This window comes from Micromonospora sp. NBRC 107095, assembly GCF_030269705.1.
GTDB classification, from domain to species: domain Bacteria; phylum Actinomycetota; class Actinomycetes; order Mycobacteriales; family Micromonosporaceae; genus Micromonospora; species Micromonospora parva.
In genome coordinates, this window is the sequence record NZ_BSTU01000001.1 from 1,405,695 (window position 1) to 1,422,123 (window position 16,429).

Sequence of the window (16,429 nt, forward strand, 5' to 3'; positions counted from 1 at the left end):
GCGTCGGGTGTGACGGGTTCGGCCTGGAATGGTGATCAAGCCCATGCCTTGTTGCAAGAGTCTGGCAACAACGATGCCTGGGAAATAGGCTGACCCCTGCCGGCCCGGTCGGGTCCGCTGACGCGTGGGAGGTCGCGTGGAGACACTGGCGATGCACATCTCGAACGGGATCATCGACGGTCCCGTGGCAGCGATCTTCGCTGCGCTCGCTCTGGCCGCGCTCACCGCCTGCGTTCTGCGCGGCCGACGCGACCTGGACGACCGACTGGCCCCGATGGCCGGCCTGGTGGCGGCGTTCATCTTCGCCGTCCAGATGCTCAACTTCCCGATCTTCACGGCCGGTGTGAGCGGGCACCTGCTCGGTGGCGCGCTCGCCGCCATGCTGGTCGGCCCGTGGGTCGGCGCGCTCTGTGTGGCAGTGGTGCTCGTCGTGCAGGCGCTGATCTTCGGCGACGGCGGCGTGGCGATGCTCGGCCTCAACATCACGAACATGGCGTTGCTCGGCACCGCCGCGGCGTACGCGCTGATCGCGCTGCTGTTGCGGGTGCTGCCCCGCACCCGGGCCGGTCTGGCCGTGACCGCGTTCGTCGCCGCGATGCTCAGCGTGGTCGTCGCGTCGCAGGGCTTCGTCCTGCAGTACTGGCTCGGCGGCACCACCGACCTGGGCGGCAACCTGGCCGGGCTGGCCGGCACGATGGCCGGCGTCCACCTGCTCATCGGCATCGGCGAGGGCCTGATCACGGCCACCACCGTGCTCACCGTCGCGAAGGTGCGCCCCGACCTGGTGTACGCGCTGCGGTCCCTGCGTACGCCCGCTGTCCCCGCCGTCCCGGTCGCCGGAGGTGTCCGATGAAGAACCGGTCCTGGGCCTTCCTGGCCGGCGGTCTGCTGGTCGCCCTGCTACTCGCCGGTGTGGTCAGCAACTACGCCTCGTCCCACCCGGACGGGTTGGACTCGTCACTGCTCAAGGGCTGCACCGTCGACGCCGACGACAACATCGTCGGCGGGAGTTGCCCGGCGCAGCAGGCCCGCGACCACGAGTTGGCCGACAGCCCGCTCGCCGACTACGCCGTACGCGGCGTGCAGAACAGCTTCGTCTCCACCGGCCTGTCCGGGGTGCTCGGTGTGCTGGTGACCTTCGCGATCGGCGCTGGCGGGTTCTGGCTGCTCCGCCGCCGGGGCACCACACCGACCGACGGTGCCGCGGCGACGCCCACGCCCACCGACGATGACGAGACGGTGCCTACGCCCACCGACGGTGCCGCGGCGGCGTCGCGCGCCGGCACGGCCAGCTGAGCAGGGGTACGCGGATGGGTGCCGGTCACGGGCACGTGCTGTACCGCGAGTCGGACTCGCCGGTGCACCGGCTCCCGCCCGAGGTCAAGATCGTGGCGATGGTCGTCTTCACCATCGCCGTGGTGGCCACCCCGCGCGAGGCGTTCTGGGCCTTCGGCGCGTACGCGGTGCTGGTGGCCGTGGTGGCGGCGCTGGCCCGGGTGGGGCCACGGTGGTTGCTCAGCCGAGCGTTGATCGAGCTGCCGTTCGTGCTGTTCGCCGTGGCCCTGCCGTTCCTCGGCAGCGGCGACCGGGTCGAGGTGCTGGGTCTGCGGCTGTCCGAGGACGGGCTGCACGGCGCGTGGAACATTCTGGCCAAGGGCACCCTGGGGGTGCTCGCCTCGCTGCTGCTCGCCGCGACCACCACCACCCGGGATCTGATCGTGGGGCTGGACCGGCTGCACTGCCCGCAGGTGCTCACCCAGATCGCCACGTTCATGCTGCGCTACCTGGACGTGCTGGTGGGCGAGGCGCGGCGGATGCGGGTGGCCCGGATCTCCCGGGGCGACGACCCGCGCTTCCTGTGGCAGTTGCGCGGCTTCGCCGCCGGGATCGGGGCGTTGTTCCTGCGCGCCTTCGAGCGCGGCGAGCGGGTCTACCTGGCGATGCTGTCCCGGGGTTACACCGGGCGGATGCCGGCCGTGTGGCAGGGCGAGGGTGCGGCGAGCGCCGGTCAGTGGCTGGTCGCGGCGACAGTGCCGGTGGTGGCGGCCTCCATCGCCGCCACCGCCGTCGTCCTGTCATGATCGGTGTCGTGCAGACCGCTGTCTCGCTGGACGTTCGGGGCGTTCGCTACGCGTACCCGGACGGGCACGTCGCCCTGCAGGGGGTTGACCTGGTCGTGCCGCGTGGCGACCGGGTGGCCCTGCTCGGGCCCAACGGCGCTGGCAAGACCACGCTGGTGCTGCACCTCAACGGCATCCTCAGCCCGACCGAGGGGAGCGTGAGCGTCGGCGGGCTGACTGTCACACCGGATCGGGCCACCCTGGCCGAGGTGCGTCGTCGGGTGGGCATCGTCTTCCAGGACCCGGACGACCAGTTGTTCCTGCCCACGGTGGCGGAGGACGTGGCGTTCGGGCCGGCGAACCTGGGTCTGCGGGGGGCCGAGCTGGCCGCCCGGGTGGACGAGGCCCTCGCCGCGGTGGGGATGGGTGAGCACCGGGACCGGGCCCCGCAGCACCTGTCGTTCGGGCAGCGCCGCCGGGTGGCGGTGGCCACGGTGCTCGCCATGCACCCGGAGATCCTGGTGCTCGACGAGCCGTCGTCGAACCTGGACCCGGCGGCCCGTCGTGAGCTGGCCGAGATCCTGCGCGGCCTGCCGGTGACCCTGCTGATGGTCACCCACGACCTGCCGTACGCGGCGGAGCTGTGCGAGCGCTCGGTGATCCTGGACGACGGCCGGATCGTCGCCGACGCCCCCACCACCACCCTGCTCAACGACGCCACCCTGCTGGCACAGCACCGCCTGGAGCTGCCCTACGGCTTCACCCCGCAGCCGTAGACCCGCTCTCGGCGGTCTCGACCCGCGGTGCTGCCGCGGTGGTGCGGGAGGCGGCGTGCAGGCGCAGGACGCCGGCGGCTGTCGCGCCGGCGCCGGTGATCAGGAAGAGCGCCACCAGCATGCGGGCGGTCGTCGGCGGCCAGGGAACCGGGGCGATGGCGCGGGCGAACACGGCGGCGTTCGCCGCTCCGGCGAAGAGCGTCAGGCAGGCCCCGGCGAGCGCGACCACGAAGTCGGCGGCCGGGCGGCGGCGCAGCGCGTACCAGCCGGCGGCGATCGCGCCGAGGCCGGTGAGCAGGGTCCAGATCTGCCCGGACAGCAGCCCGACCAGCACCCCACCCACGCCCCGGGCGCCGGCGTCCAACTCGCGTCCCACCGGGTAGCCGACGGCCAGCGCGCCGCCGACCATCAGCAGCACGCCCAGCGCGGACAGCGCGCGGGTGCCGGCCGGGGCGGTGGCGGGGAGCAGGCCGAGCGCGCCCACCGCGAGCAGCCCCACGATGGTCACCGCCCACCAGGTGTACGCGTCCGGTGGCGGCACCCAGTCCAGCGTGCCGCCGATCGCCACCGGGTCGGTGCCGTCGCGCAGCGGGATGCTCCAGTTCCGGACCCGGTGTTCGCGCTCCGGCGCGGCGCGGACGGCGGCCGGTGGGGCTGACTCCTGCCACAGCGCGCGCTGGTCGTGCCATCGTGCCGTGGTGCCGTCGGCGATCCGCCGCCAGGACGGTGCGGCGGCCGGGTCGGCCTCGGCCGGGAGCGTGGTGTCCCCGGTGATGGTGCTGTTGAGGTAGGTGGCGGGGGAGTGGCTGTTCTCGAAGACCCCGTCCGGGCCGACGCGCAGGTAGGGCTCGCCGGAGTAGCCGATGACCTCGATGGTGCGGCCGGTGTGGTTGGTCAGCTCCAGTCGGGCACCCGCCTCGATGACGCGTACCTCAAGTCCTGGCCGCGCCGGTGCGACGCCGGTGGTCCGGGTGCGGTAGTCGGTGCCGTCCGGGGCGTCCGCGCCGTGTGCGGCGGCGGGCGCCGCGCTGATCACTGTCGCCAGACCGGCTGCGGCCGCGACCAGGCCGGCGCGGCCCAGCAGGGTACGGATCACTTGCCGGCCGCCGCCACGGCTGCGGTGAGCGCGTCCGGGGTGGGGTTCTCGACGGGCTGACCGTTGACCCTGACGGTCGGCGTGCCGGTGACGTTGTTCCGGCTGGCGTCGTCGGTGACGTGTTCGGTCCAGGTCCGGTACGTCTGGTCCTTCACGCAGGTGCCGAAGGAGCCCCGGTCGAGGCCCACGCTGGTGCCGATGTCGATCAGCTGGTCGTCGGTGAGCCCGGCGCTGCCCTCGGGTGGTTGTTGGGCGAAGAGCGCCTTGGCGTACTCGTGGTACTTGCCGCCGGCCGCGGCGCAGCCGGAGGCGGCCGAGGAGCGGGTGGAGTACTCGGTGGTGGAGAAGCGGTTGAGGTACGCGACCGGGTGGTAGACGACGGTCGCCTTGTTCTCGGCCACCAGCTGTTCGAGCGTCGACCCGCTGGTCTGCTCGAACTGCTTGCAGGCCGGGCAGAGGAAGTCCTCGTAGACGTCGACGGTGACCGGACCGTTGCCGGTGACGATGCCGGTGCCGGCGGTGTTGGCGCCGGGTGGGGTGGTGAAGTCGTCGGAGCGCTGGCTGGACCAGACGGCCCAACCGACGACGCCGGCGATGACCAGGACGACGACCGCGGCGGCGGAGACCCAGATCGTGCGGCGGCGACGCCGTTCGCGGGCCAGTTGTTCGCGGACCACCCGGGCGGCGTCCCGCTGCCCCTTGCGACTACTCATCCTCGTCCTCCACAACGGGTTCGCCGGACAACCACCCGTCCACCGATACCGGCGTACGCGGCCAGATCAGCAGAAATCCGGCTAAAACCAAGAATCCCAGGTCCCGGAGGATCTCCGGGAGGTAACTGGGTGCCTGCCCGGCCGCCAGTTGCCCGCCGCTGCCGAAGCAGCCGCAGTCGATGGCCAGCCCCCGCGACCAGGCCGAGGCGATCCCCACGATGAAGACCACCAGCAGCGCGGCGGAGAACCCGGCGACGAGCCGGGTGGCCAGCCCGAGCAGCAGCAGCGCGCCCAGTGCCAGCTCGACGAAGGGCAGGGCCGCGCCGATCACTGTCGCCACGTCGTACGGCAGCACCTGGTAGGCGTTGACCGCCCGTCCGGAGGCGGCGAGATCGCTGACCTTCGACGCGCCGGCGACCAACCAGACGGCGGCGAGGCCGAGTCGGGCGGCGATGCCGAGCCAAGGGCGGACCACTGGCCACCGGCCGCCCCGGGTGGAAGGTGTCACGCTCATTTGTCGTCCCGTCCGCGCCGGAAGTTCCACTGTCAGCCGGTCAGGGCGTCGCCGACCGCCTCGACCAGGTCGTCGCGGGCCCGGGCGACCCGGGAGCGGATGGTGCCCACCGGCACCCCTTCGACGGCGGCGGCCTCGGCGTACGACAGGCCGAGCAGTTGGGTGAGCACGAACGCGGAGCGCCGCTCGGGGCCGAGGCGGCGGACCAGGTCGGCGGCGCCGAGCTGGCCGGCCGGGTCCGGGTGCGGTCGGTCGGTGTACGCGTTCGCCGTCAGGCGCTCGTCGAGCCGCCGACGCCGGATGACAGTGCGCAGGTGGTCGGCGCAGGCCCGCCGGGCGATGCCGAGCAGCCAGGTGCGGGCGCTGGAGCGACCCTCGAACGCGGGCAGCGCCCGAAACGCCCGCAGGTAGGTCTCCTGGGTCAGGTCGTCGGCGCTGTCCGGGTCGACCAGGGCGGCGGCGAACCGCCAGACGTCGGCCTGGGTCAGCCGGACGAACGCCGCCTGGGCGGTGGGGTCACCGTCGCGGGCGGTCAACGCCCACCCGGTTGCCGGGTCCCGGGCGACGTCGTCGACCGGCTCCGCCGGACCGGCGGCACCGGAGTCACGCGGGACAGGGATCACGACACACCAGGTTACGCGGCACCCGGCGACGCGTCAGGGTCGTTCGGCCCTTGATGGTCTGCGCCACGTCGGGAACTTTCCCCCAACCCCGGCCGACTACCCGTTCATGACGTGCGATCTCCGACGCGGCCACCCCCCTCGGGTCGCCGAACGGGACACCGATCGGCGACCATGGCCGGCATGACTGTCGCCCCCCGCCGCTGGGCCGCCCGGCTGGCCGCCGCCGCCGGCCTCCTGGTCACCGTCGTCGCCTTGTTGATCGCGCCAGCCACCTCCGCCAGCGCCCACGCGGTGCTGCAGAGCAGCAGTCCGGCCGCCTCATCCATCGTGCCGAGCGGGCCGTCCGAGGTGGTCCTCACGTTCAGTGAGTCGGTCCGCAAGGTGCCCGGCAAGATCCGGGTCATCGCGCCGGACGGGTCCCGGGCCGACCGGGGCGAACCGTCGTTCAGCGGCGGCGTGGTGACCATCCCGGTGGACCCGGGCGGCGCGCGCGGCACCTACCTGGTCAGCTTCCGGGTGATCTCCGCCGACAGTCACCCGGTCTCCGGGGCGTTCACCTACTCGGTCGGCGCCGCCTCGACCCCGCCCGTCGACTCCGGCACTGACAGCCGCGCCAACCCGGTGGTGGGGACGGCGGTGAAGGTGGCCCGTTTCCTCGGCTACGCGGGTCTGGTGCTGCTGGTCGGGCCGGCGTTGGTGCTCGCCGTGCTCTGGCCGCGCCGGCTCTCCCGGCGGGGGCCGACCCGGCTGGCCTGGACCGGCCTCGGTCTGGTGGCCTTCGCCACCCTCGCCGACCTGTGGTTGCAGGTGCCGTACACCGCCGGTGGTGGTCTCCTCGACGTCACCGGTGAGGGGTTCGGCAGTGTCTTCGGCAGCGCTTTCGGCGCCGCGCACCTGGTCCGGCTCGGCCTGCTGGCGGCGTCGGTCTTCCTGCTCCGCCCGCTGCTGGCCCGGCCCGCCGGCCGGGCGGACGCGATCATCCTGGCCGTGCTCGGCGGTGCCGCCCTGCTGACCTGGCCGCTGGCCGGGCACCCGGCGGCCTCCCCGGCGCCGGCCGTGTCGGTGGTGGTCGACGCGGTCCACCTGGGCAGCATGGCGGTCTGGCTGGGCGGTCTGCTGATGCTCGCCGTCTTCCTGCTGCGTCAGGCGGACGAACGGGAGTTGGGCGCGATCCTGCCGATCTGGTCGCGCTGGGCGGCGCTCGCCGTCTCGGCGCTGCTGCTCGCCGGCACCGTCCAGGCGCTGATCGAGGTGGCCACCCCGCGGGCGCTGATCGACACCACGTACGGGCGTCTGCTGCTCGCCAAGATCGGGCTGTTCGCGATAGTCATCGCCGTGGCCGCGTACTCCCGGCACCTGGTACGCAGCCGCGTCGCCGCGCAACGCCCGGTGCCGGTGCGCCGGGCGGTCCTGGTGGAGTTGGCAGTCACCGTGGTGGTGCTGGCGGTGTCCGCCACGCTCGTGCAGACCACCCCGGCCCGCACCGCCGTGGCCGGCCCGTCCGCCGGGTCCGAGTCGGGCTTCTTCAGCACCAGGCTGTCCAGCCCGTTGGTGGCAGTGGAGGTCGAGGTGAGCCCGGCCGAGCGGGGCAACAACTCGGTGCACCTGTACGCCTACGACAAGAACAACCAGCCGCTGCTGGTCGCGGAGTGGAAGGCGACAGTCGCGCTGCCGTCGGCCGGGATCGAGCCGATCGAGGTGCCGTTGCTGCGGTTGACGGACAGTCACGCCTACGGCGACATCAGCATGCCGACCTCCGGCGAGTGGCAGCTGAAGATCACCGCCCGAACGACCGACATCGACCAGGCCACGGTGACCGCCACCGTGCCCATCCGTTAGAGAGGTTCGCGAAACCCATGACCCGATTCCGGCGCACCGCAACCGCCGCTGCCGCCCTGGCGTTCACCGCCGCCGCCACCGCTGTGCTCGGCTTCGCCGGGCCGGCGTCCGCGCACGTCACGGTGAACCCGAAGGAGGCGACCCAGGGCGGCTACGCCCGGGTGGCGTTCCGGGTGCCGAACGAGAGCGACACCGCGTCGACCACCAAGTTGGAGGTCGTGTTGCCGGAGAACGCTCCGGTCGGCTCGGTGTCGACGATGCCGGTGCCCGGCTGGACGGTCGCCACGGAGAAGCGCAAGGTGGACCCGCCGATCGAGGTGCACGGCAGTCAGCTCACCGAGGCGGTCTCCAAGATCACCTGGACGGCTACCGGTGACGCGGGGGTGAAGCCGGGGCAGTTCCAGGAGTTCCCGGTGTCGCTGGGGCCGCTGCCGCAGGTCGACTCGATGATCTTCAAGACCCTGCAGACCTACTCGGACGGCAACATCTCGCGCTGGATCGACGAACCGGTGGCGGCGGGTGCCGAGGAGCCGGACCACCCGGCTCCGGTGCTCACCCTGGCCGCCGCGGCCGCGCCGTCGGGTTCGGCCGCGCCGACCGCAGCTGTCGCGTCGCCCGACGATGACGATGACGATGACGACGACGGCAACGGGCTCGCGGTCGGCCTCGGTGTGGCCGGTCTCGTCGCCGGCCTCGCCGGCCTGGTGCTGGGTGGGCTGGCGTTCACGCGGACCCGCCGGGAGCCGGTCGCCAAGGCCTGACCCCTGAGTGACCCGCTGGCCCGCCGGATCATCCGGCGGGCCAGCGTGCTTTCCGCAGTCGGAGTCGGCCGTGCCGTGGATATCCCCTGATCAGGCGGGCTACGTCGGTAAGGTCGGCCGGGTATTTGGCTACGGAGGGGGACGGTGCGGATGCGGTTCGTGCGGGCGATCGCCGGGATGCTGCTGTTGGTTGTGGGAATTCCGGCGCTGTTCGCCGGTGGCGGGCTGTGGCTGGTGACCCGACACGCCGACCCCGGCGGGGTCTTCGCCGCCCGCTTCGAAACGGTCCGCACGCCCGGTCACGCGGTGGTGGTCACCGACCTCGACCGGCTGCTGCGACAGGAGGCGCCCTTCGCGCGTACCGCACAGGCCCGGCTTCACCTGGACGCCCGCACCACCGGCGGGCCGGCGTTCGTCGGGTTGGCGCCCGCCGCCGAGGTGCGTGGCTGGCTGGAGACGGTGCCGCACGCCACGGTCCGCCGGATGGCACTGGCCCGGGGGCCGCTGCCGGTCCGGCTCGACCCGGCCGGACCGGCCATCGACACCCCGCGCACCGACCGCACGGGCGCCGCGACGGCCGACGGGCTGGTCACGCCGCTGGGTCGGCCCTTCTGGGTACGCGAGGGAATCGGCTCGCTGGAGTGGAGCGCGGACGACCTCGCCGGCGAACCCATGAGCCTGGTGGTGATGCGCCCCGACGGCGGTGCCGACCTGGCTCTGGACCTGCGCGCGGAGTTGCAGGTCGGGTGGACCGGTCCGGCCGCCTGGGGTCTGCTGGCGGTCGGCGTGCTGCTGGTGGTGGGCGCAGTGCTGATCCTGCTGCGACCGCTACGCCCGCGCGAAGTGATCTTCGTGGTCGAGCCGGACCAGGTGCCGGTGCTCGCCGGCCGCCTCGGGGTCACGTCCCTCAGTGGCCTGGGCCCCCGGAAACCGGAGCCGGCCGAGCCGTTGCCGGCACGTCAGCTCACCCCGGTCGGTGCCGGGGCGGCGGAGCGGTCCCGATCGGCGATCGGTGCCCGCCCGGCCACCCTCGCCGATCTGGACGAGCCGGTACGGCTGCCCCGGCCGCCGGAGGTGACGCTGAGCCTCGCCTGGCCGCCGGCCGACGCGGACGAGCCCACGGCCCGACCGGTGGTGGCCCCACCGGCTGGCGGCCGGCCCGATGGCGATCCGGCCGGCTGACGGCCCTGCTGGTGGCCGGGCCTCGCCGGGTGGCGTTGCCCCGCGGGTGGCGGCCCGGCCGCTGGCGATCTTGGCGGGCGGCCGGTCGCGGCGGGTGAAACGGCGAGTGGCCCTCCGCGCTGCCGACGCGGAGGGCCACTCTCACCGGGGGATCGGTGCTACCCGAGCGACGCTTGAGGTAGATGAGGACAGGTTAGCGCCGATCATGGCTACTCGGGAGGTGTGTCCAATTGGTGCGATTTTCCGCACCCAGCCTCGACCGCACCGGCAACGCGACCAGCAGCAGCAGGCTGAGCAGCACGTACGTGTTCTGCAGGAGGAAATCCAACGGGTCACGCGTGCGGACCGGTGCCACACCCCAGGCCTGGAACGTCACCACGCCGTAGATGGTCAGGGCGGTGATGCCCAACGCGAGGCCGGCCAGCCACCGACGCCGGCGTACCTCGTCGGGGCGGTTGGCGCTCAACGCCGCGTCGGCGAGCAGCACCACCGCCGGCACGAACCAGTAGATGTGGTGGGTCCAGGTGATCGGGCTCGCCAGGGAACCGACCAGCCCGGTCAGCGTCAGGCCCGTCAACGGGTCACCGGCCCGGGCCGCGCGGGCGGCCCGCCAGAGTCCGTAGCCGGCGACCACGGCGACCAGCAGCAGCCAGAGCAGCCGGTCCGGCTTCTCCGGGGCGGTGAACCGGCTGAGCAGGCCGAACAGCGACTGGTTGCCGACGATGTCGGTGCGCCCCACCCGCTCGGTGGTCCACAGCTCGTGGGTCCAGAACCGCCACGAGTCGCGCGGGGCGATCGCCGCCGCCAGCAGGGTCGCCGCCGCAGCGGTCGCGCTCGCCACCGCGGCGGCCCGCCACCGCCGGGTGGCCAGCAGGTACACGATGAAGATGCCGGGGAAGAGCTTGAGCGCCGTCGCCAGCCCCACGCCCACCCCGGCCCAGCGTCGCGCCCGTGGTACCGCGAACAGCAGATCGGCCAGGATCAACACGACCAGCAACATGTTGATCTGGCCGAAGGTGATCGTCTCCCGGATGCCCTCCACCGCCAGCACCAGCAGGACGGCGATGACCAGGGTGAACGTTCGGGGCAGGCCGTGTCGGTCGATCACCGGCATCACCAGCCACCGGGTGGTCAGCACCACCGCCAACACGGTCAACGCCGTGAAGATCGCCACGGTCGCGCCGAGCCGCAGCAGGCCGAACGGCCACAGCAGCAGCGCACTGAATGGTGGGTAGGTGAAGTACAGCTCACCCTGCACCCGGTCGGGCTGCACGTAGTCGTAGAGCGGGTGGCCGACCCGCCACCAGTCCATCGCGGACATGTAGATCTTGAGATCGAAGAAGTTGTGTACGAGGCCGGGCAGGTAGAGCGCTGGCAGCACGGCACCGAGCGCCACCACGGCGACCAGGCGACGGACCGTACGACCACCGGGATCGTCTTCGGTGACGGCGGGCGGTGCGACGGGTTCTGCTGGCACCCCGAAACCCTAGCGGTCCGGTCCGCCGAGAGCGCGCAGCCACAGGGCGTGGGCTGCGCGTAGGCTGTCCCGGTGGCTGATCTCCTCGTCTGGATCGACTGTGAGATGACCGGGTTGGACCTCGGCAGGGACAAACTGATCGAGGTTGCGGCACTGGTCACCGATCCCGACCTCAACGTGCTGGGTGACGGTGTCGACGTGGTTATCCACGCCGACGAGGCGGCGCTGGAGGGGATGCCGGAGATCGTGCAGACGATGCACGCCAAGTCCGGCCTCACCGAAGAGGTCCGCCGCTCGGCGGTCACTCTCGCCGAAGCCGAGGACCTGGTCCTGGAGTACGTCCGCGGCTTCGTGAAGGACCCGCGTACGGCTCCGCTGTGTGGCAACTCGATCGCCACCGACCGGGGCTTCATCGCCCGGGACATGCCCCGCCTCGACGCGCACCTGCACTACCGGATGATCGACGTGTCGTCGATCAAGGAACTCTGCCGTCGCTGGTACCCCCGGGTGTACTTCGGTCAGCCGCAGAAGGGTCTCGCGCACCGGGCGCTGGCCGACATCCGGGAGAGCATCCGGGAGTTGGAGTACTACCGGCGCACCGTCTTCGTCCCGCTGCCCGGCCCGGATGTCGAGACCGCCAAGGCCATCGCCGCCGAACTCTGACCCCGGCCGTGCCGACCGGCAACCCGCTGGACGTGCCTGGCTGGGGTGTGGCTATTATTGGTCCGCACCCCGCCCGGAGCGATCGACCGGGCGACGGCGGCATGGTGGCTGTAGCTCAGTTGGCAGAGCACCGGGTTGTGGTCCCGGTTGTCGTGGGTTCAATTCCCATCAGTCACCCCACTGGTTTCACCGCTCAGGCCCCCTCTCCGGAGGGGGCCTGAGTCGTTTCATGGGCCAGACAGGGGCAGCCACGAAAAGGCCCCCTCCGAAGAGGGGGCCTTTTCGGGTGGCTCAGGCGGTCGGCGTGGCGGACGGGGTGCTCGTCGTGTCCGGGCTCGGGGTGGTGGTGTCCGGGTCGGCCGGGGGCTCGTACGGAATGGCACTGCCCTTGACGTACTCGTCCCAGCTCATGTTCCAGTCGGTCCAGCCGTTGCCGTTCTGGAGCTTGCGCTCGGTGCCCTTGACCGTGATCGGGTCACCGATCTGGGTGTTCTTGAAGAGCCAGTCGCCGTTGGCCATCGACACGTTCACGCAGCCGTGTGACACGTTCACGCTGCCCTGCTGCCCTTCGGACCAGGGTGCCGCGTGGATGAACTCGCCGCCCCAGGTGAGGCGCTGCGCGAAGTCAATCTTGGTGCGGTAGCCCTCCTCCGGGCCCAGCTCCTCGAACGTGTCGAAGACCGTCTTGCGCAGCTTCTCGATCACGACCATGGTGCCGCTGGACGACGGGGTGCTCTTCTTGCCCAGGCTGACCGGGATGGTCTTGATCACCGAGCCGTTGCGGGTCACCGTCATCCGCTTGGTCTTGTTGTCGACCGTCATGACCACCGCCGCGCCGATCTTGATGTCCACCGAGAGGTCGGCGCGGCCGTACCAACCCGCACCCATCGGCAGGCCACCCGCCTGCACCCGGTAGGAGACCTTGCTGTTGGGCTTCCAGAACTCCTTCGGCCGGTACCGGATCTCGGTGGGGCTGACCCAGTGCCAGATCCCCTCCTGCGCCGGGGTCGAGGTGACCGTCATCCGGCGCTGCACGTCGTCGCGGTAGTCCTCCGGAATGTTCCGGCTGAACTTCACGATCAGTGGCATGCCCACCCCGACCACCTGGTTGTCACCGAGGAAGCTGCTCACCCGAACCTGGTTGCCGGGCTTGGCCATGGTGGTGAAGGTGCTGGTCGCGGTGGCCGGACGCCCGTCGTCACCGGTGGCGGTCACGGTCGCCGTGTAGCTCGTGCCGTACGCCAGCGCGCCGGCCGGCAGCCACGACGTGCCGTCCTTGGCGAGGGTGCCCTCGACCGTCTTGCCGGCGGAGTCCTTCAGCTCGACAGCGGTCTCCACGGCGTCCTTGGTGGTGAAGGTGATGGCGGTGGACGCCGGCACGTCCTTGGCGTCGGCCGCCGGCTCACTGATCGTCGCCGCGGCCTTCGGTGCCGTGTTCTCGCCACCACCGTGCCACGAGGACGGCTTGCCGCCGTCGCCGTCGGTGCAGGCGGAGGTGAAGGCCAGCGCCACGGCGAGAAGCCCCGCCGCGAACACGCGGCGTCGCCCACCGGGCCTGATCAGCTGGTCCTGGCTAGCTCGCATGAATTCCCTCACAGTCGTGGTCGCTGCCCCATCGTCTCCTACTGACGCGCCAGAGCCGGCCCTGGTTGCCGAGGGTGAACCGAAACACGCCATCAATAGTGCCCGAATTCTGCTACTATTCGGCGTTTCGTGAGTCTGGCTCGTCTCCGTAACGGGGATCACGGGGTCGCCGCGCCGGCCTCGCACGGCGGGAGTGCAAGGGTACGCCGGCCCCGCCAACGGCAGAGCCGGCGTAACGAGCCGACGCCTCAGATCGCCGGACCGGCTCCACCACTGGGCACCGGCAACGCGCTGCCCTTGATGAACTCCGACCAGCTCAGGCTCCACGCCGTCCAACCGTTGCCGGCGGCGATCCTGCGCTCGGTCCCCTTGATCGTGATCGGGTCACCGATCCGGGTCTTGTCGAACAACCACCGGGCGTTCGCCATCGACACATTCACGCAGCCGTGCGAGACGTTCCGCCGGCCCTGCACGTGCTCCGACCAGGGCGCGGCATGGATGTACTCGCCACCCCAGGTGAGCCGCTGGGCGAACTGGATGTCGGTCACGTAACGGTTGGCCGGATCCGGGTCGTCCCGGGTGTCGAAGACGGTGGCTTCCTTCTTCTCCATCACCACCATCGTGCCGCTCGACGACGGCGTGCTCTTCTTGCCCAGGCTCACCGGGATGGTGCGCACCGGCGCGCCGTTCTCGTACACCGTCATCTTCTTGTTGGCGTTGTCGACCTTCATCTCGAACGACCGGCCGATCTTGGCGGTGGCCTTGCGGTCGATGTCGCCGTACCGGCCGTTGCTCAGCGGGATGCCGGCCAGGGCGATCCGCACGGTGATCGTGGTGCCGGGCTTCCAGTACTCGGGGGCCCGGTAGTAGGCCTGCGTACCGTTGCTGACCCAGTGCCAGGCGCCCGGCTGCGGCGGGTCGGTCTTGACGAACATCCGCTTCTGCACCGCTGCGCGGTCCTTCTTCGGGATGCCCGGGTGGAACTCGGTGACCACGGGCATGGCCACCCCGTAACTCTTGTCGTCGAAGAGGTACAGGCCCGAACCGATCGTCGACTTCGGCTTGGCCATCGTGGTGAAGCTGCTGGTGCCCTGGCTGCTCGTGCCGTCCGGCGTGCTCGCCGTCACCGTGGCCGTGTAGCGGGTGCCCCACTTCAGCGGGGCGGACGGCACCCAGGACGAACCATCGGTACGCAGCTTGCCCTCGACCGTGCCACCACCGTCCGCCGTCAGGGTCACCGCGGACACCTTCCCGCCACCCGGGAGCTTCGCGCTGATCTCCGTGCTGACCGGCCGGTTCTTCGTGCCGTCCGCCGGGCTCAGGGTGAGCGGCGGGCCGCTCGGTGCGCTCGGCGCCGACGGCGCGGCTGAATCAGGGGCGGCGCTCGCGTCCGAGGACGCCCCACCAACGAATTCCGGCTTCTTCTCGTCGCCGCCGCACCCGGCCAGTGCCAGCGACGCTGCCAGGGCCAGAGCGCCCACCACCGCCCCGGCTCGCGTGAACCGTGCCATCCCCACCTCTGTTCTCGCGTACCTGGCGGACATCGTGCCGTATCAGCGCCGCCACCCACGCCCCGGACTTTCGTACGCGGGTGCCTTTGTAGCCATATGCCCGGTAAGCTCGACCGAAGGGGGGAGCCGGGTAACCGGATTGGAGCCCGGCTCGACCGGGTGCTAATCTTCTCTCCGTTGCCGAACGAGCGCCGCTAGCTCAACTGGCAGAGCAGCGGACTCTTAATCCGCGGGTTCGGGGTTCGAGTCCCTGGCGGCGCACCAACGATCAAGGCCTTGACCTGGTGGTTCTCACTGGGTCGGGGCCTTTTTCGTGTCCGCTGGCCGGTGGTAGTGGCTCGGTGGGTGCTCGGGAGCCGTTGGACCAGGGTGGCGTTGGTGGGACGGTGCGGCTACGCGAGCCGTCGGCGGTCGGCGGCGTGGCTCGGCAGGACCCTGTAGGCCAGTTATGTCGGTTCTGTTCGCTCTTGGGTGCAAGGAAGACGCGATCGTTTAGTGGGAACGGACCATCGCCCGGCGAGTCTGTATTCGGTCGTCCACGTCGGTCTCCCTCTCTTCTTTCACGACGAGAGGGAGGGCAATATGATCTTGGGGGACCTGCCGGGTGGCTCCCTGCTAGCTATCGTCTTGGGTGTCTTCCTGGCGCTGGCCGCCTTGGCAGCCGCGGTGGCCGTGCTGCACCCTCAGCGGCAGCGACGCAACGATGCCTTTCGAGTACTTGCGTTGCTGGTCAGCCTGTTCCGACGTACGGGTGGTGCACCGTGACGTCAACGCGGGGGAGCGCGTACCGTGATCCGATGCGCCGAACGGTGCCGGTTCTTGCTTACGTACGCTCTTTGCCGGAGGAGTCCGCTGCGGTCTTGAGCGCGCAGGCTGCAGCGATTCGCCGGGCAGTCGTCGCCCGCCAGCTTCCCGTGCCGTACGAACTCGTGTGGACGATCCGCGATGAGGCGGCCGAACACCCGGTGCGACTACCGGAAGCCTTGAGGCGATTGGAGATGGGTGCTGCTCAAGCACTGTTCGTCACGCGGTGGGACCGGCTCGGCCCAACCAACTTCATCACGGCAGGGCTCAGACGTCACTCCATCGAGTTCGGCTGGGCGCTGGAAATCCTCGATGACATGCTTGACGATCAGGCCGACAACGTAGGCAGCAGCGGCCTGCGCTCTGCACGAACCATAGAAGGCCTCGCCGAGGCCCGTTCGATCGGCATACGGCTCGGACGCCCCAGGCGCTGTAAGGACGACGTGCTTCGGACAGTGGTCGAGAAGTCCCTGCTGGGCGTCCGCCAAGTCGATATCGCAGAGCTATTGAATGAGAATGGGGTGCCGACCCCGGGTGGCGGTGAACGCTGGTATCCCTCGCACGTCTCACGTCTGCTGCGCACGCAGGACGCTCGGCAGTACCGGCGGCTTCTCCTCGATTGCCTGGATGATCAAGCTGTGCATCTCTCGAGACTCACGGGAGAGGCTTGAAGGGGTGCATCGGTGGATCATGGGGGGTGGCTGGTAGCCGTGAGCCGACTGCGCGTCACCCGTTGACCCACCTTCCGCCTGCCCTGCCGGCCGAATGGATCTTTTTGTAGGTGGATGTGAACTGGTCCGGGGCCGGAGTGGTGCCGATCGCTTCG

The 16,429-nt window shown here is 71.0% G+C and carries 16 protein-coding genes and 2 tRNA genes; 11 read left to right on the plus strand and 7 right to left on the minus strand.

The genetic code is table 11. The annotated features are described in order from the left end of the window. Positions 1 to 136 precede the first annotated feature (136 nt). The 4 genes from QSK15_RS06645 to QSK15_RS06660 are packed head-to-tail and all read left to right on the plus strand — an operon-like array spanning position 137 to position 2,836. A complete protein-coding gene (locus QSK15_RS06645; RefSeq protein WP_285793364.1) occupies positions 137 to 853 on the plus strand; it encodes an energy-coupling factor ABC transporter permease in 717 nt (238 codons plus the stop codon). Then, positions 850 to 1,296: a PDGLE domain-containing protein gene (locus QSK15_RS06650; RefSeq protein ID WP_285793365.1), complete on the plus strand. Its 447-nt coding sequence runs from the start codon at positions 850 to 852 to the stop codon at positions 1,294 to 1,296. Before QSK15_RS06645 ends, QSK15_RS06650 begins: the two co-directional genes overlap by 4 nt. 14 nt (positions 1,297 to 1,310) lie before the next feature. After that, positions 1,311 to 2,081, plus strand: a complete 771-nt coding sequence (gene cbiQ, locus QSK15_RS06655) for a cobalt ECF transporter T component CbiQ (protein WP_210859349.1) — start codon at positions 1,311 to 1,313, stop codon at positions 2,079 to 2,081. Beyond that, the gene (locus tag QSK15_RS06660) at positions 2,078 to 2,836 is read left to right on the plus strand and encodes an energy-coupling factor ABC transporter ATP-binding protein (protein WP_285793366.1); all 759 of its coding nucleotides are present in this window, start codon (positions 2,078 to 2,080) and stop codon (positions 2,834 to 2,836) included. The genes cbiQ and QSK15_RS06660 overlap by 4 nt, the downstream gene beginning before the upstream one ends. Here the strand turns inward: QSK15_RS06660 and QSK15_RS06665 are convergent. From QSK15_RS06665 to QSK15_RS06680, 4 genes are read right to left on the minus strand one after another with little or no spacing between them, the layout of a single operon-like run. After that, positions 2,820 to 3,932: a hypothetical protein gene (locus QSK15_RS06665; RefSeq protein WP_285793367.1), complete on the minus strand. Its 1,113-nt coding sequence runs from the start codon at positions 3,930 to 3,932 to the stop codon at positions 2,820 to 2,822. The two genes, QSK15_RS06660 and QSK15_RS06665, sit on opposite strands and share 17 nt — an antisense overlap. Beyond that, entirely contained in the window at positions 3,929 to 4,645 is a 717-nt protein-coding gene (locus tag QSK15_RS06670; protein ID WP_285793368.1) for a DsbA family protein, read from the minus strand. The genes QSK15_RS06665 and QSK15_RS06670 overlap by 4 nt, the downstream gene beginning before the upstream one ends. Beyond that, on the minus strand, positions 4,638 to 5,159 hold the full coding sequence (locus tag QSK15_RS06675) for a MauE/DoxX family redox-associated membrane protein (protein ID WP_285793369.1): 522 nt from the start codon (positions 5,157 to 5,159) through the stop codon (positions 4,638 to 4,640). Before QSK15_RS06675 ends, QSK15_RS06670 begins: the two co-directional genes overlap by 8 nt. Before the next feature lie 32 nt (positions 5,160 to 5,191). Continuing rightward, positions 5,192 to 5,782, minus strand: coding sequence for a sigma-70 family RNA polymerase sigma factor (locus QSK15_RS06680; RefSeq protein ID WP_030331211.1), 591 nt, complete (start codon positions 5,780 to 5,782; stop codon positions 5,192 to 5,194). A gap of 171 nt (positions 5,783 to 5,953) precedes the next feature. Here QSK15_RS06680 and QSK15_RS06685 point away from each other — a divergent pair, with 171 nt between their 5' ends. The 3 genes from QSK15_RS06685 to QSK15_RS32590 all read left to right on the plus strand — a co-directional run bounded on the left by QSK15_RS06685 (position 5,954) and on the right by QSK15_RS32590 (position 9,564). Continuing rightward, the gene (locus QSK15_RS06685; protein WP_285793370.1) at positions 5,954 to 7,621 is read left to right on the plus strand and encodes a copper resistance CopC/CopD family protein; all 1,668 of its coding nucleotides are present in this window, start codon (positions 5,954 to 5,956) and stop codon (positions 7,619 to 7,621) included. Positions 7,622 to 7,638: 17 nt separating this feature from the next. After that, positions 7,639 to 8,382 (plus strand): YcnI family copper-binding membrane protein, encoded by a 744-nt coding sequence (locus tag QSK15_RS06690; RefSeq protein ID WP_285793371.1) that lies wholly within the window; start codon positions 7,639 to 7,641, stop codon positions 8,380 to 8,382. Between the two features lie 150 nt (positions 8,383 to 8,532). Then, entirely contained in the window at positions 8,533 to 9,564 is a 1,032-nt protein-coding gene (locus tag QSK15_RS32590; RefSeq protein ID WP_377632998.1) for a hypothetical protein, read from the plus strand. Positions 9,565 to 9,757: 193 nt separating this feature from the next. Here QSK15_RS32590 and QSK15_RS06700 read toward each other — a convergent pair whose 3' ends face one another. After that, on the minus strand, positions 9,758 to 11,041 hold the full coding sequence (locus tag QSK15_RS06700) for a glycosyltransferase 87 family protein (RefSeq protein ID WP_285793372.1): 1,284 nt from the start codon (positions 11,039 to 11,041) through the stop codon (positions 9,758 to 9,760). A 72-nt stretch (positions 11,042 to 11,113) separates the two neighbouring features. Here QSK15_RS06700 and orn point away from each other — a divergent pair, with 72 nt between their 5' ends. Then, on the plus strand, positions 11,114 to 11,704 hold the full coding sequence (gene orn, locus QSK15_RS06705; protein WP_036411320.1) for an oligoribonuclease: 591 nt from the start codon (positions 11,114 to 11,116) through the stop codon (positions 11,702 to 11,704). A 104-nt stretch (positions 11,705 to 11,808) separates the two neighbouring features. Continuing rightward, positions 11,809 to 11,884: transfer RNA gene (locus QSK15_RS06710), tRNA-His, on the plus strand. A 111-nt stretch (positions 11,885 to 11,995) separates the two neighbouring features. Here QSK15_RS06710 and QSK15_RS06715 read toward each other — a convergent pair. Both QSK15_RS06715 and QSK15_RS06720 read right to left on the minus strand, forming a co-directional pair. After that, positions 11,996 to 13,288 carry a L,D-transpeptidase gene (locus QSK15_RS06715; protein WP_285793373.1) on the minus strand — a complete coding sequence of 431 codons (1,293 nt, stop codon included), beginning with the start codon at positions 13,286 to 13,288 and terminating at the stop codon, positions 11,996 to 11,998. Between the two features lie 248 nt (positions 13,289 to 13,536). Next, on the minus strand, positions 13,537 to 14,799 hold the full coding sequence (locus QSK15_RS06720) for a L,D-transpeptidase (RefSeq protein WP_285793374.1): 1,263 nt from the start codon (positions 14,797 to 14,799) through the stop codon (positions 13,537 to 13,539). A gap of 188 nt (positions 14,800 to 14,987) precedes the next feature. On the opposite strand from QSK15_RS06720, the gene QSK15_RS06725 reads away from it, so the two are divergent. Both QSK15_RS06725 and QSK15_RS06730 read left to right on the plus strand, forming a co-directional pair. Next, positions 14,988 to 15,063: transfer RNA gene (locus QSK15_RS06725), tRNA-Lys, on the plus strand. Between the two features lie 533 nt (positions 15,064 to 15,596). Then, a complete protein-coding gene (locus tag QSK15_RS06730) occupies positions 15,597 to 16,274 on the plus strand; it encodes a recombinase family protein (protein ID WP_285793375.1) in 678 nt (225 codons plus the stop codon). The last annotated feature ends 155 nt before the right edge of the window (positions 16,275 to 16,429 follow it).

Bases quoted from the DNA above. Each gene is read 5' to 3' on its own strand.
- QSK15_RS06650 (WP_285793365.1), top strand. From the start codon at position 850: ATGAAGAACCGGTCCTGGGCCTTCCTGGCCGGCGGTCTGCTGGTCGCC.
- cbiQ (WP_210859349.1), top strand. From the start codon at position 1,311: ATGGGTGCCGGTCACGGGCACGTGCTGTACCGCGAGTCGGACTCGCCG.
- QSK15_RS06660 (WP_285793366.1), top strand. From the start codon at position 2,078: ATGATCGGTGTCGTGCAGACCGCTGTCTCGCTGGACGTTCGGGGCGTT.
- QSK15_RS06670 (WP_285793368.1), bottom strand. From the start codon at position 4,645: ATGAGTAGTCGCAAGGGGCAGCGGGACGCCGCCCGGGTGGTCCGCGAA.
- QSK15_RS06675 (WP_285793369.1), bottom strand. From the start codon at position 5,159: ATGAGCGTGACACCTTCCACCCGGGGCGGCCGGTGGCCAGTGGTCCGC.
- QSK15_RS06685 (WP_285793370.1), top strand. From the start codon at position 5,954: ATGGCCGGCATGACTGTCGCCCCCCGCCGCTGGGCCGCCCGGCTGGCC.
- QSK15_RS06690 (WP_285793371.1), top strand. From the start codon at position 7,639: ATGACCCGATTCCGGCGCACCGCAACCGCCGCTGCCGCCCTGGCGTTC.
- QSK15_RS32590 (WP_377632998.1), top strand. From the start codon at position 8,533: ATGCGGTTCGTGCGGGCGATCGCCGGGATGCTGCTGTTGGTTGTGGGA.
- QSK15_RS06715 (WP_285793373.1), bottom strand. From the start codon at position 13,288: ATGCGAGCTAGCCAGGACCAGCTGATCAGGCCCGGTGGGCGACGCCGC.
- QSK15_RS06720 (WP_285793374.1), bottom strand. From the start codon at position 14,799: ATGGCACGGTTCACGCGAGCCGGGGCGGTGGTGGGCGCTCTGGCCCTG.
- QSK15_RS06730 (WP_285793375.1), top strand. From the start codon at position 15,597: ATGCGCCGAACGGTGCCGGTTCTTGCTTACGTACGCTCTTTGCCGGAG.